The organism is Amycolatopsis sp. NPDC049159, assembly GCF_040648295.1.
Classification (GTDB): domain Bacteria; phylum Actinomycetota; class Actinomycetes; order Mycobacteriales; family Pseudonocardiaceae; genus Amycolatopsis; species Amycolatopsis pretoriensis_A.
In genome coordinates this window covers 24,296-38,261 of sequence record NZ_JBEZDL010000022.1, presented here as the reverse complement: position 1 = coordinate 38,261, position 13,966 = coordinate 24,296, and the positions used below count along the sequence as shown (strand labels likewise).

The 13,966-nt window shown below is 71.6% G+C and carries 14 protein-coding genes; 5 read left to right on the top strand and 9 right to left on the bottom strand.

All coding sequences use genetic code 11. The features are described from left to right. Positions 1 to 14: 14 nt before the first annotated feature. From AB0B33_RS35050 to AB0B33_RS35035, 4 genes are all read left to right on the top strand, one after another. On the top strand, positions 15 to 596 hold the full coding sequence (locus AB0B33_RS35050) for a TetR/AcrR family transcriptional regulator (protein ID WP_360779852.1): 582 nt from the start codon (positions 15 to 17) through the stop codon (positions 594 to 596). A gap of 41 nt (positions 597 to 637) precedes the next feature. Beyond that, positions 638 to 1,579 (top strand): carbohydrate kinase, encoded by a 942-nt coding sequence (locus AB0B33_RS35045; RefSeq protein WP_360779849.1) that lies wholly within the window; start codon positions 638 to 640, stop codon positions 1,577 to 1,579. Between the two features lie 197 nt (positions 1,580 to 1,776). Next, positions 1,777 to 3,093 (top strand): citrate synthase, encoded by a 1,317-nt coding sequence (locus AB0B33_RS35040; protein ID WP_360779845.1) that lies wholly within the window; start codon positions 1,777 to 1,779, stop codon positions 3,091 to 3,093. A gap of 66 nt (positions 3,094 to 3,159) precedes the next feature. Next, positions 3,160 to 4,506 carry a deoxyribodipyrimidine photo-lyase gene (locus AB0B33_RS35035; protein ID WP_360779841.1) on the top strand — a complete coding sequence of 449 codons (1,347 nt, stop codon included), beginning with the start codon at positions 3,160 to 3,162 and terminating at the stop codon, positions 4,504 to 4,506. A gap of 3 nt (positions 4,507 to 4,509) precedes the next feature. On the opposite strand, the gene AB0B33_RS35030 is transcribed toward AB0B33_RS35035, so the two are convergent. From AB0B33_RS35030 to AB0B33_RS35010, 5 genes are read right to left on the bottom strand one after another with little or no spacing between them, the layout of a single operon-like run. Then, positions 4,510 to 5,700 carry an ABC transporter permease gene (locus tag AB0B33_RS35030; RefSeq protein WP_360779839.1) on the bottom strand — a complete coding sequence of 397 codons (1,191 nt, stop codon included), beginning with the start codon at positions 5,698 to 5,700 and terminating at the stop codon, positions 4,510 to 4,512. Then, positions 5,697 to 6,608 carry an ATP-binding cassette domain-containing protein gene (locus tag AB0B33_RS35025; RefSeq protein WP_360779836.1) on the bottom strand — a complete coding sequence of 304 codons (912 nt, stop codon included), beginning with the start codon at positions 6,606 to 6,608 and terminating at the stop codon, positions 5,697 to 5,699. The genes AB0B33_RS35030 and AB0B33_RS35025 overlap by 4 nt, the downstream gene beginning before the upstream one ends. Beyond that, positions 6,605 to 6,874, bottom strand: coding sequence for a helix-turn-helix transcriptional regulator (locus AB0B33_RS35020; RefSeq protein WP_360779832.1), 270 nt, complete (start codon positions 6,872 to 6,874; stop codon positions 6,605 to 6,607). Before AB0B33_RS35020 ends, AB0B33_RS35025 begins: the two co-directional genes overlap by 4 nt. A gap of 46 nt (positions 6,875 to 6,920) precedes the next feature. Then, positions 6,921 to 8,462 (bottom strand): glycerol-3-phosphate dehydrogenase/oxidase, encoded by a 1,542-nt coding sequence (locus tag AB0B33_RS35015; RefSeq protein ID WP_360779829.1) that lies wholly within the window; start codon positions 8,460 to 8,462, stop codon positions 6,921 to 6,923. After that, positions 8,459 to 9,022 carry a TetR/AcrR family transcriptional regulator gene (locus AB0B33_RS35010; RefSeq protein ID WP_247025495.1) on the bottom strand — a complete coding sequence of 188 codons (564 nt, stop codon included), beginning with the start codon at positions 9,020 to 9,022 and terminating at the stop codon, positions 8,459 to 8,461. The genes AB0B33_RS35015 and AB0B33_RS35010 overlap by 4 nt, the downstream gene beginning before the upstream one ends. Before the next feature lie 298 nt (positions 9,023 to 9,320). Here AB0B33_RS35010 and AB0B33_RS35005 point away from each other — a divergent pair, with 298 nt between their 5' ends. Further along, the gene (locus AB0B33_RS35005; protein ID WP_360780225.1) at positions 9,321 to 10,739 is read left to right on the top strand and encodes an FAD-binding oxidoreductase; all 1,419 of its coding nucleotides are present in this window, start codon (positions 9,321 to 9,323) and stop codon (positions 10,737 to 10,739) included. Here AB0B33_RS35005 and AB0B33_RS35000 read toward each other — a convergent pair. From AB0B33_RS35000 to AB0B33_RS34985, 4 genes are all read right to left on the bottom strand, one after another. Then, on the bottom strand, positions 10,736 to 11,272 hold the full coding sequence (locus tag AB0B33_RS35000) for a gamma-glutamylcyclotransferase family protein (protein ID WP_247025497.1): 537 nt from the start codon (positions 11,270 to 11,272) through the stop codon (positions 10,736 to 10,738). The genes AB0B33_RS35005 and AB0B33_RS35000 overlap by 4 nt on opposite strands. 92 nt (positions 11,273 to 11,364) lie before the next feature. Further along, positions 11,365 to 12,462, bottom strand: coding sequence for an S-(hydroxymethyl)mycothiol dehydrogenase (locus AB0B33_RS34995; protein ID WP_247018020.1), 1,098 nt, complete (start codon positions 12,460 to 12,462; stop codon positions 11,365 to 11,367). Positions 12,463 to 12,571: 109 nt separating this feature from the next. Continuing rightward, positions 12,572 to 13,048, bottom strand: a complete 477-nt coding sequence (locus AB0B33_RS34990; RefSeq protein WP_360779826.1) for an HAD domain-containing protein — start codon at positions 13,046 to 13,048, stop codon at positions 12,572 to 12,574. Between the two features lie 70 nt (positions 13,049 to 13,118). After that, a complete protein-coding gene (locus tag AB0B33_RS34985; protein ID WP_360779823.1) occupies positions 13,119 to 13,958 on the bottom strand; it encodes a sigma-70 family RNA polymerase sigma factor in 840 nt (279 codons plus the stop codon). Positions 13,959 to 13,966 lie beyond the last annotated feature (8 nt).

Below are 13,966 nucleotides of genomic sequence, written 5' to 3'. Positions count from 1 at the left end.
GAGATAGTGAGCCGATGCGCCCCGAACCCCGCCGACGGCCGACCGCGCGCCAGCGCGCCCTGCTCGCCGATCTGGAGGCGCTCTTCCTGGCCGAGGGCTTCGTGGCCTTCACCCTCGACGACCTCGCCGGGCGCCTGCGCTGCTCGAAGTCGACGCTCTACGCGCTCGCACCGAGCAAGGAGCAGCTCGCGGTCAGGGTCGTCACCCACTTCTTCCGGGGCGCCGCGGAGCGGATCGAGGAGCGGATCGCCGGGATCGACGACGCGCGCAAGCTGATCGGGGAGTACCTGGCCGGCGTCGCCGAGCACCTGAACCGGGCGTCGCCCGCGTTCATGCGCGACCTCGCCGAGTTCGGCCCGGCGCGCGAGGCCTACCAGGTGAACAGCCGGTTCGCGGCCCAGCGGCTCCGGCGGTTCATCGACAAGGGCGTCGCCGAAGGGGTGTTCCGCGACGTCCACGCCCGGCTCGTCGCCGAGATGACCGGGCTGATCATCGAAGGCATCCAGACCGGGGAACTCGGCCGGCGCACGGACGTTTCCGACGCCGAAGCGTTCACCGCTCTGGGTGAACTGCTGCTCGGCGGGCTGAACAAATAGCGGACAGGAATTGTCAGCCTGAACTCCACTAAACTCCCGGCGTGATCGTCGTAGGCGGAGAAGCTCTGGTCGACCTGGTTCCCGGCGACCCCTTGGATTCCACTGTGGACGGTGGGCTGCGCGCGCTGCTGCCCCGGCTGGGCGGTGGTCCGTACAACGTCGCACTGGCGGCCGGACGGCTCGGCGTGCCGGCCTCGTTCCTCTCGCGCGTGTCGACCGACCGCTTCGGCGACGCGATGGTCGAGCGCCTGCACGCTTCCGGCGTCGACACCTCGCTGCTGCAGCGCGGCGACGAGCCGACGACGCTCGCCGTCGTGGCGCTCGACGCGAAGGGAGCCGCGCGCTACACCTTCTACGTCGAGGGCACCGCCGACCGGCTCGTCGCCGACCCGGGACCGCTTCCGGAGCGGGTGACCGCGCTCTCGCTGGGCACCCTCGGGATGGTTCTCGAACCCGGCGCGTCGGCGTACGAAGCGATGTTGCGGCGCGAGGCCGCGCGGGGCGTGCTGACCGTCCTCGACCCGAACATCCGCGAAGCGCTCATCACCGATCCGGCCGCCTACCGCGCCCGGTTCACGTCCTGGCTGCCGGACGTCCGGCTGCTCAAGATCTCCGACGACGACGCCGCGTGGCTCACCGGCGGCGCCGACCCGCTCGCCGCCGCGAAGACGTGGGTCGAGTCCGGTGTGGACGCCGTGGTGCTCACCCGGGGCGCCGACGGCGTCGCGGTGATCACCGCCGCAGGTGAGCTGGCCCACGTGCCCGCACGGAAAGTCACCGTGGTCGACACCATCGGCGCGGGCGACACCGTCCAGGGCGCGCTGCTGGCCTGGCTGCACACCCGGGAGGTCACCGACCTGGCTTCTCTCGACGCCGAGGCGTGGCGCGAGGCGCTGGGGTTCGCGGCGAAAGCGGCGTCCATCACCGTTTCGCGGAGCGGGGCCGAGCCGCCGACTTCGGCCGATATGGCGTCCGGCGTGTGAACCTGGTCCCAAAGGGGCCCCCAGGAGCAACGCCACCGCTGCGCGAACACCAGTTCCTCGACTAGCGTAGAGAGGCATTCTTCATACCCCAGCGGGGCGGTGTGCAGCGAGGCGCCAGTGTTTCCTCGCGTGAACACGTGGCTACCTGTGAAACGTACAGGCGCCGCCGCTCCGTGCCGAACGTGAGAGGGACTTGCATGTCCGACGCGACGACTGCGGGGCAGTCCGGCGGCGAAACCGCGAAGCTGACCCTGCCGAGTGGCGAGCACGAGTTCAAGATCGTCCACCCGGTCGAGGGCGCGCCCGGGATCGAACTGGGGAAGCTGCTGGCGCAGACGGGGTACATCACCTACGACCCCGGCTTCGTCAACACCGGCGCCGCGTCGTCCGCCATCGCCTACATCGACGGTGACGCCGGGATCCTCCGCTACCGCGGCTACCCGATCGAGCAGCTGGCCGAGAAGTCGACCTTCGTCGAGGTCTCGTACCTGCTGATCTACGGCGAGCTGCCGACCCAGACCCAGCTGGCCGACTTCACCGAGAAGATCCAGCGCCACACCCTGCTGCACGAAGACCTCAAGGCGTTCTTCAGCGGCTTCCCGCGCGACGCGCACCCGATGCCGGTCCTGTCCAGCGCGGTGTCGGCGCTGTCGACCTTCTACCAGGACTCGCTCGACCCGTTCGACGAGCCGAACGTGGAGCTGTCGACCATCCGGCTGCTGGCCAAGGTCCCGACCTTGGCCGCGTACGCGTACAAGAAGTCCGTCGGCCAGCCGCTGCTGTACCCGGACAACTCGCTCGGCCTGGTCGAGAACTTCCTGCGGATGACGTTCGGCTTCCCGGCCGAGCCGTACGAGGTCGACCCGGACGTCGCGAAGGCGCTCGACCTGCTGTTCATCCTGCACGCCGACCACGAGCAGAACTGCTCGACCTCGACCGTGCGCCTGGTCGGCTCGTCCGAGGCGAACCTGTTCGCCTCGATTTCGGCCGGCATCAACGCGCTGTTCGGCCCGCTGCACGGCGGTGCGAACGCCGCGGTGCTCGACATGCTCGAGGGCATCAAGAACGACGGCGGCGACGTCGCCAAGTTCGTCGAGCGGGTGAAGAACAAGGAAAAGGGCGTGAAGCTGATGGGCTTCGGGCACCGGGTCTACAAGAACTACGACCCGCGCGCGAAGATCATCAAGAACACCGCCGACGAGATCCTCGGCAAGCTGAAGGGCGGCGACCAGCTGCTCGACATCGCCAAGAAGCTCGAGGAAACCGCGCTTTCCGACGATTACTTCATCGAGCGCAAGCTGTACCCGAACGTGGACTTCTACACCGGCCTGATCTACCGGGCGCTGGGCTTCCCGACGAAGTTCTTCACGGTGCTGTTCGCGCTCGGCCGCCTGCCGGGCTGGATCGCGCACTGGCGCGAGATGATCAACGACCCGGCCACCAAGATCGGCCGCCCGCGGCAGATCTACACCGGCCACGCCTCGCGGGACTACACCCCGATGTCGGAGCGCTGACCCGACCGGCTCGAACCGAGCGCCCCGTCGTGCACCGGCACGGCGGGGCGCTTATCGTTTCCCGTCGTGACCAAAGAAGCACCCGTCGTCCTGTGGTTCCGCCGCGACCTGCGGCTGGGCGACCACGCCGCCCTGCTCGAAGCGTCGAAGCACAGCAAGCACGTGCTCGCGCTGTACGTCCTCGACGAGGCGCTCATCAAGCCGTCCGGCGCCGCCCGCGAGGCCTTCATGTACGGCTGCCTGGAGAAGCTGGACGAGCAGCTCGGCGGCCGGCTGATGCTCGTGCGCGGCGAGCCGGCGACCGAGGTCGTGAAGGCGGCGAAGAAGATCGGCGCGGCCGCGGTGCACGTCAGCGCCGACACCGGTCCGTACGGCCGCCGCCGGGACGCCGAGGTCGCGAAAGCGTTGGCGGAGAACGACATCGAGTGGGTCGAGACCGGTTCGCCGTATGCGGTGACACCCGGCCGCGTCACGAAGCCGGACGGCGATCCCTACCGCGTCTTCACGCCGTTCCACCGCGCGTGGACCGCGCACGGCTGGCACTCGCCCGCGGACACCGGACCGTCCCTTGTGGACTGGGTGGAACCGCCGCGCTCACTGAAGATTCCCAAGCCGCCCAAGGTTTCCGCGACGCTGCCCGAACCGGGCGAGCAGGCCGCACTCGACGTCTGGCACGAGTTCCTCGACGACGGCATCGAGACCTACGACTCCGATCGCGACCGCCCGGACCGCGAGGGCACGACCCGGCTTTCGCCCTACCTGCGCTGGGGCTGCGTCCACCCGCGGACGCTGCTGGCGGACCTGGCGGGCGACGACCGCGTCGGCGCGAAGTCGTTGCGCAGTGAGATCTGCTGGCGCGAATTCCACGCCGACGTCCTGTGGAACCGGCCGGAAACCGCGCGGAAGAACTACGACAAGCGGTTCGACGGGATGAAGCACGACGACGATCCCGAAGCCTTCGAGCGGTGGTGCGCGGGCAAGACCGGCTACCCGATCGTCGACGCGGGGATGCGGCAGCTGCTGGCCGAGGGCTGGATGCACAACCGCGTCCGGATGGTCGTCGCGAGCTTCCTGGTGAAGGACCTGCACCTGCCGTGGTGGCTGGGCGCCCGCCACTTCATGAAGCACCTCGTGGACGGCGACCTGGCGTCCAACCAGCTGAACTGGCAGTGGGTCGCGGGCTGCGGCACGGACGCGGCGCCGTACTTCCGGATCTTCAACCCGACGACGCAGGGCGAGAAGTTCGACCCGAACGGCGACTACGTCCGGAAGTACGTGCCGGAGCTGCGCTCGGTTCCGGGCAAGGCGGTGCACAAGCTGAAGGAGCGGCCGGCGGAGTACCCGGAGCCCATGGTCGACCACGCCCAGGAGCGCCAGGTGTCCTTGGAGCGGTACGGCAAGATCACGTCGTGAGCGTCAGCCGCGCAGGGCCTCCGAAAGCTTGATGCGGCTGCCGATGCGCAGGACGCTGTTGCCGTAGATCCTGCCGCCCAGCCAGGTCAGCAGCGCGACCGTCCCGAGCGTCAGCACCAGCGACAGCCCGATCTCCCACGCCGATGCCGCGCCGGTCGAAATGCGGGCCGGCATCAGGATCGGGGACAGCAGCGGGATCAGCGAAACGACCTTCGCCGCCGTGCCCGAAGGGTCCTGCAGCAGCAGGTTGAAGCCCGCGACGAAGCCGACGATCAAGATGATGTTCAGCGGCCCGACCACCGACTGCGTGTCCTCCTGCCGCGACACGAGCGAACCGAGCGCGCCGTAGATCGTGGCGTACAACAGGAAACCGAGCAGGTACCAGAGCAGACCCCACAGCACCGCGCCGGTCGCGAAGCCGGACAGGGTGAACACGCCCGTCACCGTGGCCGCCAGCAGGCCCACCGCGCCGAGGATCACCAGCTGGGTCAGGCCGACCAGGCCGATCCCGATCACCTTGCCCAGCAACAGCTGCCACGGCCGGACGCTGGCGAGCAGCAGCTCCACGACCCGGCTCGACTTCTCCTCGACCACGCCCTGGGCGACCATCATCCCGTAGGTGATGATGCTCATGTACAGCAGGAACGCGACGATCAGGCCGAGGACCAGCCGCTGCGTGTGGTCGGCGGGCTCGGGCGAGAGGGCGTCGTCCTGCACGTGGGTGCTGTTCACCTGTGCCATCACGGCGGCCGGTTCGAGCTGCGCGGACGACAGGACGCCGTCGAGCACCTGCTGCTGGGCGACCTGGTCGAGCACCCGGCGCAGCTGGTTGTCCAAAGCGGACTCGTAGGTGGCGGTCAGCTTCGCCGCGCTACCGGAGACGAGCGCGTCGAGGTCGCCGTCCTCGACCTTCTCGCGGCCCTCGGCCGGATCCGTCACGGTGACCGTCTCGACCTGGCGCCCGGCCTGCGCGGCGGCGACCTGCAGCTGCTTGGCGATCCCGGTCGCCTGCCCGGTCAGCCCCACCACGCTCTTGTCCGCCGAGCCGGCCAGCGCGGTCTGGAACCCGACGTAGCCGAGCAGCAGCACCAGCAGCACCGCGGTGCCGATCACGAACGAGCGCGTGCGCAGCCGCGTGTTCAGCTCGCGCTTCAGCACCAGCCAGACGGCCCGCCGTCCGCTCAACGTCTTCATCGTTCCCCCTCTTCGGCCACCGCGTCGCGGAACAGCTCGGTCAGCGAGCGGCGACGGCGGCTGAACTCGGTGACCGGCCCGGTCCCCAGCGCCGCGGCGAGCACGGCCTGGTCGTCGGCGCCCGGGTCGAGGTCGAGCACGGTCGTGGTGCCGGTGGTCTCGACCACGCGCACCCCGGGCAGGCCCGCGGCCCAGCCGGGCCGCGCGTCCGGCGCGGTGACCACGAGCTTGCTGCTCGCGCCCGCGGTCAGCTCCCCGACCGTGCCGACGGCGACCATCCGGCCCGCGCGGATGATCCCGACCCGGTCGCAGAGCCGCTCGACGAGGTCGAGCTGGTGGCTGGAGAACACCACGGGCACGCCGGCCGCGGCCTTTTCCCGCAGCACCCCGCTCATCACGTCGACGGCGAGCGGGTCGAGACCGGAGAACGGCTCGTCGAGCACCAGCACGGCCGGGTCGTGCACCAGGGCGGCGGCCAGCTGGACGCGTTGCTGGTTGCCGAGGCTCAGCTTCTGCACCTCGTCCTTGCGGCGCTCGGCCAGCCCGAGCCGGGTGATCCACGCTTCGGCGTTGCGGTGGGCTTCGTTGGTGCTGAGCCCGTGCAGCTCGGCGAGGTAGACGAGCTGGTCCAGCACCTTCATCTTCGGGTACAGGCCGCGTTCCTCCGGCATGTACCCGATGTGCGTGCGCGTCTCGTGCGTGACCGGCCTGCCGTCGAAGCGCACCTCACCGCCGTCGGCGGCGAGCACCCCCAGCGCGATCCGCATCGTCGTGGTCTTCCCGGCCCCGTTGCTGCCCACGAAGCCGAACAGCTCCCCGGCGCGGACGTCGAAGGTGACGCCGTCCAGCGCCGTCTTCGCGCCGTAGCGCTTGGAGATCCCGTCGATCTCCAGCATCCCGTCGGTCATGCTCCCCCCTCGCGGTACACCCGGGTGGACAGCGGCGTGAACGGCTCACGGCTGAAGACCGCCTCGACGGGCAGGTCGAACACCGCACAGATCCGGAACGCCAGGTCCAGGCTCGGGTAGTGGTCGCCGCGCTCGAGCGCACCGATGGTCTGCGGGTTGACTTCGACGGCACTCGCGAGCGTGGCCCGGGTCATCCCGCGCTCGGCCCGGAGCACGGGAAGCCGGTTGTGGATCGGCAGTTCTTTGCCGCGTCTGACCGGGCTCATGGCGTACTGTTGCAAAAACCCAATGACCCGTCAAGTCAATCGAACGTCACGCGAGTCCGGCCAGCGACTTGCCGACCAGCTCCGCGACCCGGGCGCGCGCGGATTCCGCGTCCGCCGGGATCAACGCCAGCCGCGTGCGGCGCTCCAGCACGTCGTCGACGTCCAGCGCGCCTTCGTTCCGGACCGCCCACACGACTTCCGCCGCCGTGATCCCGGTGTCCGGGGTCAGCGGGGCGGCGAACTCGGTGTCCAGCTCGCCCAGCGCCGCCACGCGCGGGGCTTCGGTCCCGTACCGCGCCACCAGCCGGGCCGGAGCGTCCACAAGGGACAGTTCGGCGCGCGGAGCCGCGCCCAGCAGCGGCAACCGTGCCGTCCGGCACGGGGAAACGGGCAGGCCGGCCAGCCGGATCGCCGCGTCGACGGCGTCCTCGGCCATCCGGCGGTACGTCGTGAGCTTCCCGCCGACGACGGTCAGCAGCCCGTCGGAACCGGCCAGCACCGCGTGCTTCCGGGACAGGTCGGCCGACCGGCCGCCGCTGCCTTCGACGAGCGGGCGCAGGCCCGCGTACGACCCGGCGACGTCCGCGCGGGTCAGCGGTCGAGAAAGGACCGAAGAAGCCAGCGACAGCAGGAAGTCCACATCGGACTCGGGAACCGCCGGCACGTCGGGGATCGAGCCCGGCACCGGCTCGTCCGTGAGTCCCAGGTAGACGCGGCCGTCCGGCTGGGGGAGCAGGAAGACGAACCGGTTGGTCTCGCCGGGCACCCCGATGTTGACCGACGTCGTGCCCATCGGCACCGTTCCCGGCGCGAGCACCAGGTGCGAGCCGAGCGACGGCCGCAGCCGGACCGAGCCCGTCAGCGTGCCCGCCCACACGCCCGTCGCGTTGATCACCTGGCGCGCGCGGATGTCGAACGAGTCGCCCGAAACGCCGTCGACGACCGAGACCCGGTCCGCCGAAACCGCCGAAGCCGAGAGCCGCGTCAGGATCCGCGCGCCGAACGAAGCCGCCGTGCGGGCCAGGGAAACGACCAGCCTCGCGTCGTCGACCAAGGCGCCGTCGTAGGCCAGCAGGGCGCCGCGCAACCGGTGCGGGGAAAGGCCGGGCGCGAGCGCCAGCGCCTCCGCCGCGGGGATCGACCGCGGCCGAGGCAGCACCGACGACGGCGTCCGCGCCGCCCGGCGGAGCGCGTCGCCCGCCCGGAGACCGGCCGCCACGAGGGCCTGCTGGGCTCGGGAAGTGCTGGGGTACAACGGGAACAGCTGCGGCATCGCGCGCGTCAGGTGCGGCGCGGTCCGCGTCATCATGATGCCGCGCTCGACAGCGCTTTCATGGGCCAGGCCCAGTTCCCCGTGGGCCAGGTAGCGGAGTCCGCCGTGGACGAGCTTCGAAGACCAGCGTGACGTCCCGAACGCGAGGTCGTGCGCCTCCACCAGCGCCACCGAAAGCCCGCGTGAAGCGGCGTCCAGCGCGATGCCCGTGCCGGTGACGCCGCCACCGACCACGACGACGTCGACGCGCTCGCCCGCGGCCAGCTCGGCGAGTTCGCGTTCGCGGCGCCGCGCGTTGAGGGAGCCGGACGTCACGGTTTCAGCGCCGCGTCGAGCACGTGCGTGAACTCCGCCAGCAGCGCCGCTTCGTCGACGTCCGCGGTGGCCGGGCGCAGCGAGAACGCGAACGACTGGACCACCAGCAGCACCGCCCGCGACTGCGCCGCGACCGGCGCGCGCCGGATCGAGCCGTCCTGGTGGCCGGCCGCCAGGAGCTGGTGCATCGCCTGCTCGGCGAACTTCTGCGTCGCGCCGAGCCGCTCCACGATGTAGGGCAGTACGAGTTCGGGGTCGACGTCGAGCAGCGTGCGGAACAGCGGGTCGGCCGCCAGCGCGCGGACGCCGGCCGAGGCGATGAGCACGAGCCGCTCGCGGCTGTCCGCGGCGTCGGCACCGCGTTCGCTCGCCGTGCGCAGCAGCCCGCTGAATTCGCGGGTCATCAGCGCCGCGAGCACGCTGCGGACGTCGGGGAAGCGGCGGTAGACCGTCATCCGGCTGACGCGGGCGGTTCGGGCGATTTCGGCGAGTGTGGTGCGGCGCACACCGACGGCCAGCACGCACGAGCGCGCGGCGTCGAGCAGCACGTCATCGGCCACTCGGGTCGCCGTCTGACGGCTGCGGGTGTCCGCGAGCGCGGAGGGTCCAGCCGGCTGCGTGGTGTGACGTTTCACGTCCATATGTCACACTGTAGTCGTGAACGCGCTCATTGACCACCGCCTCCGCCGGTCCTGGACCGCGGACGCCGCCGACGCCGCCCAGCTGCCCGCGCGAGCGGCCAAGTGGCTTGAACAGCGTATCGGCCGAACGGCCCCCGGTGCTGCCCCGGCGGGCGAATTGCCGGTGGAAATACCGTCACGGAAACTGGACGAGTCTGCTGCTGCCGCGTTGTCGGAAGTGGTCGGCGCGGAGAACGTGCTGGTCGACGACGCGGCGCGGCTCGCGCGGGCGACCGGGCTGTCCTACCTCGACCTGCTGCGGCGCCGGTCGCCGTCGGTGGAGTTCCCGGTGCCCGACGCGGTCGTGCTCCCGGCCGACGCCGACGAGGTCCAGGCGGTGCTCGACGCGTGCGTGCGGCACGACATCGGCGTCGTCCCCTTCGGCGGCGGCACGTCGGTGGTCGGCGGCGTCGCGGCGCTGCGCGGCGACAAGGCGTCGGTGATCGCGCTCGACCTCGTCCGGCTCGACGCGCTGGTGTCGGTCGACGCCGAGTCGCGCATCGCCGTGCTGCAGGCCGGCGTCCGCGGCCCCGAGGCCGAGCGCCTCCTCGGCGAGCACGGGCTGACGCTCGGGCACGTCCCGCAGTCGTGGGAGCGGGCGACGATCGGCGGCTTCGCGGCGACGCGCTCGGCCGGGCAGGCGTCGTCCGGCTACGGGCGTTTCGAGGACATGGTCACCGGTGTGCGGCTGGCGACCCCGCGCGGCGAGTGGAAGCTCGGCGTGGCGCCGGCGTCGGCCGCCGGGCCGGACCTGCGCCAGCTCGCGGTCGGCAGCGAGGGTGCGCTCGGCGTGATCACCGAGGTCGCGCTGCGGGTGCGGCCGGCGCCGGCGGTCCGCCGCTACGAGGGGTACGCCCTGCCCGGCTGGGAAGCTGGCCGCGAGGCGGTCCGCGACCTGGCCCAGCACCACGCGCTCGCCGACGTCACCCGGCTGTCCGATGTGGACGAAACCGGGGTTTCCCTGGCGCTGAACGCGGGCCTCAAGACGGCGGCGCTGCGCCGCTACCTCGCCGCACGCGGGGTGCGGCGGCCGTGCTTCCTCATCGTCGGCTGGGAAGGCACCGCGCACGAAGTCGCGGTGCGCCGCCGCGAAACCACGCGCCGGCTGAAGGCGCTGGGCGCGGTGCGCGTCGGCAAGGCGCTCGGCGAGTCCTGGCGACACGGCCGGTTCAGCGGACCCCGGCAGCGCGACGCGTTGCTGGACCGGGGGATCTGTGTCGAGACGCTGGAGACCGCGGCGTACTGGTCCAATGTGGACGAACTGCGTGACGACGTCCGCGCGGCGCTGACGGCGTCGCTGGGCCGGGCGATCGTGATGTGCCACATTTCCCACGCGTACGAAACCGGTGCGTCGCTGTACTTCACGGTGCTGACGGCCCGCGACGAAGCCGACCCGGTCGGGCAGTGGCAGCGCGCGAAAGCGGCGGCGTGCGAGGCGATCACCGGGCTCGGCACGATCTCCCACCACCACGCGGTCGGCGTCGACCACGCGCCTTACCTGAGCGCGGAGATCGGTTCGCTGGGCGTGGAAGTGTTGCGGGCGGCGAAGTCCGCGGTCGACCCGAGCGGGATCCTCAACCCCGGGAAGCTGATCTAGGGGAAGGTGCGCCCGTCCGGCGGTTCGACGACCTCGCAGGCGACGCCGGGACCGTCGGCCGGCTCGCCTTCGAGCTCGGCGGCCCGCGCCTGCGGGACGTCGGCCACGCGCACCGGCTTGCCGTCGACCAGCAGCGGGTACCGGATCGGCACCGCGCCGATGTAGGCGAGCACGTCGGTCACCCGGCTGCCGTCTTCGAGCGTGATGTCCGGGTCCGTCAGCCGCACCAGGTGGTAGCGGTTGCCGCGGCCCTCGCAGACGTCCAGCACCGCGAGCTGGTCCGGCGTCACGAACCAGACGGCGTGCTCCTCGACGCCCGGCAGCGCGGTGAGCGTGGCCGGGCGCTGGCCGTCGCGGAACCGCAGGCCGGCCGCCCAGACCGCGGCGAGACCGTCGCAGCGCGCGTGCGCCACGACGACCGGGCCCGCGAGCCCGAGCTCGGCCCGCATCCAGCTGATCTTCGACGGGTTCGCGTTGGAGCCGTACGCGAGCACGGCCTGCCTGTCCCGCCAGCCGGCCGGCGCCGTGGCCAGCGGGTGGCCGGCACCCTCGGTGTGGACGAAGGAGAAGCCCGGCCGGGTCCCCGGGTAGGGGTCGGCCGGGTAGTCCTCGTCGGCGAAGAGGGTCAGAACGTCACCACGCTGCGCAGGACCTCGCCGCGGTGCATCCGCTCGAAGGCCTGCTCGACGCCGTCCACGCCGATCCGCTCGGTGACGAACTTGTCCAGCGGCAGGCGGCCCTGCAGGTAGAGGTCGACGAGCATCGGGAAGTCCCGGCTGGGCAGGCAGTCGCCGTACCAGGACGACTTGAGCGAGCCGCCGCGCGAGAAGAAGTCGATCAGCGGCAGGTCGTTCAGCCGCATTTCCGGCGTCGGCACGCCGACGAGCACGACGGTGCCGGCGAGGTCGCGCCCGTAGAACGCCTGCCGCCAGGTCTCGGGGCGGCCGACCGCGTCGATGACGACGTCCGGGCCGAAGGAATTGGTCGCGTCCTGCATGGCCTCGACGACCTGCTCCTCGGAGAGGCCCCGGCTGTTGACGGTGTGGGTGGCGCCGAAGTCCTTGGCCCACGCCAGTTTCCGGTCGTCCATGTCGATCGCGACGATCGTGGTGGCGCCGGCGAGCTTCGCACCCGCGATGGCGGCGTCCCCGACCCCGCCGCACCCGATGACGGCGACCGAGTCGCCCCGGGTGACGGCCCCGGTGTTGATGGCGGCCCCGAGCCCGGCCATGACCCCGCACCCGAGCAGCCCGGCGACGGCGGGTTCGGCCTCGCGGTTCACCTTGGTGCACTGTCCGCTGTGGACGAGCGTCTTCTCGAGGAAGGCGCCGACGCCGAGCGCGGGCGAGAGCTTGGTGCCGTCTTGGAGCGTCATCGGCTGCGTGGCGTTGAAGGTGGAGAAGCAGTACCACGGCTTGCCGCGCTTGCAGGCCCGGCAGGTGCCGCAGACCGCGCGCCAGTTGAGGATGACGTAGTCACCGGGCGCGATGTCGGTGACCCCGGCCCCGACGGCCTCCACGACGCCGGCGGCTTCGTGGCCGAGCAGGAACGGGAAGTCGTCGTTGATCCCGCCTTCGCGGTAGTGCAGATCGGTGTGGCAGACCCCGCAGGCCTGCACGTTCACGACGGCCTCGCCGGGCCCGGGATCGGGCACGAGCACGGTCTCGAGCGACACGGGCTCGCCCTTCGCCCGCGAAACGACCCCCTGCACCTCGTACGGCATGTCAATCCACCTTCCGGCTCCTGGTCCTGCCCGCAGCTAATCACGGATCACGCGGAGATGGCGACATCCGCATGAGTGAGCTTCGGTGGCGAAAGCGCAACGGGTTGCGTCATCCGCAACTGGCCAGCCAGGTGGTGATGGCGGCCAGGTCGACGTCGGTGAGCCCGGCGTCCGCCGCGACGGTGTGGAGCAGCGCGGGACCCGGGTGGTGGTTCGCGACCCAAGCCCGGTCGGCGCCGGTGGTTTCGTCGTCGATCCAGACGAACGGAGACCCCGCCGCCCGCTCGACGATCCGCTCGGTTTTCCAGTGCCGCCCGCCGGCCGCGAGCTCGTCGGGGAAGTCGAGCACCGGGAGCGGCGGCAGGCCCAGCAGCGGGGCGACGCACTCGTTGGCGTCCTCGAACCAGGTGGTGGCCCAGACGAGGTCGCACCCGAGGGCGAGCAGCCGCGGGCCGAGGGCCGGATCGACCCTCCCCAGCAACGGGTTGCCCAGGTCGGCGTCGATGAAGGTCCGGTAGTCGCCGGTACGCCGCCCGAACGGGATCAGGGGACCGTCGACGTCGAGGAACAGCAGCGGCCGGGCCATGGTGACGGCAGTGTGGCACGGGGTGTGCCTCCGGCCCCCGGTTTCCACGCTACCGGCAGGGACCGACAGTTCACTCCGGCTTCGGCAGGTCCATCGACGCCAGCCGTGCCGGGTCGGCCACCGCGGCGATGCGCGCGACCCGGCCGTCCGCCACCACGAACGCCATCACCGACAGCGGCGAGCCGTCGCCGCGCCACGCCACCACGCCCGGCAAGCCGCCGACCAGGACCGTGCGGCCGCCGGAAGCCGCGCCGAACTGGGCTCCCGCCGCCACCTTCGTCGCTCCCAGTACCACCACCACGCCGCCCGGGGTGTCCACCGTCAGCTGGACGTCCGGGTCGAGGACCCGCAGCAGGCCCTCGAAGTCGCCGTCATGGGCCGCGCGCAAGAACGCCTGGACCACTTCGCGCTGCGAGGAACCTCCCGCCGCCGGAGTCCGGTCCGCGGCCCGGACCTTGCGGCGGGCGCGGCTGGCCAGCATCTTCGTCGCTCCCGACGACTTGCCCAGGATGCGGCCGAGCTCCTCGAACGGGACCGCGAACAGGTCGTGCAGCACGAACGCCAGCCGCTCGGCCGGGCCCAGCGACTCGAGGACCACCAGCAGCGCCAGGCCCACCGAGTCCGCGCGGGCGACGTCCTCGGTGCCGTCGTCGATCGCCACCAAGATCTCGTCGTACGGCGACTCGGGGCGTGACTTGCGCGAGCGCAGGACGTCCAGGCTGATCCGGCCGACCACCGTGGTCAGCCAGCCGTCGAGGTTGCCGATGGCCGCCGCGTCCTGGCGGGACAGGCGCAGCCACGCCTCCTGGACCGCGTCTTCGGCATCGGCGTGCGAGCCGAGCAGGCGGTGCGCCACCGCGAGCAGGCGCTCGCGCCGGGCTTCGAACGCTTCGGCCAGCGTGTCGGGCATGTCGTTAC

Coding starts and splice junctions, on each gene's coding strand:
- AB0B33_RS34985 (WP_360779823.1), bottom strand. CDS start 13,958: ATGCCCGACACGCTGGCCGAAGCGTTCGAAGCCCGGCGCGAGCGCCTG.
- AB0B33_RS35030 (WP_360779839.1), bottom strand. CDS start 5,700: ATGAAGACGTTGAGCGGACGGCGGGCCGTCTGGCTGGTGCTGAAGCGC.
- AB0B33_RS35040 (WP_360779845.1), top strand. CDS start 1,777: ATGTCCGACGCGACGACTGCGGGGCAGTCCGGCGGCGAAACCGCGAAG.
- AB0B33_RS34990 (WP_360779826.1), bottom strand. CDS start 13,048: ATGGCCCGGCCGCTGCTGTTCCTCGACGTCGACGGTCCCCTGATCCCG.
- AB0B33_RS35025 (WP_360779836.1), bottom strand. CDS start 6,608: ATGACCGACGGGATGCTGGAGATCGACGGGATCTCCAAGCGCTACGGC.
- AB0B33_RS34995 (WP_247018020.1), bottom strand. CDS start 12,462: ATGCCGTACGAGGTGCAGGGGGTCGTTTCGCGGGCGAAGGGCGAGCCC.
- AB0B33_RS35050 (WP_360779852.1), top strand. CDS start 15: ATGCGCCCCGAACCCCGCCGACGGCCGACCGCGCGCCAGCGCGCCCTG.
- AB0B33_RS35020 (WP_360779832.1), bottom strand. CDS start 6,874: ATGAGCCCGGTCAGACGCGGCAAAGAACTGCCGATCCACAACCGGCTT.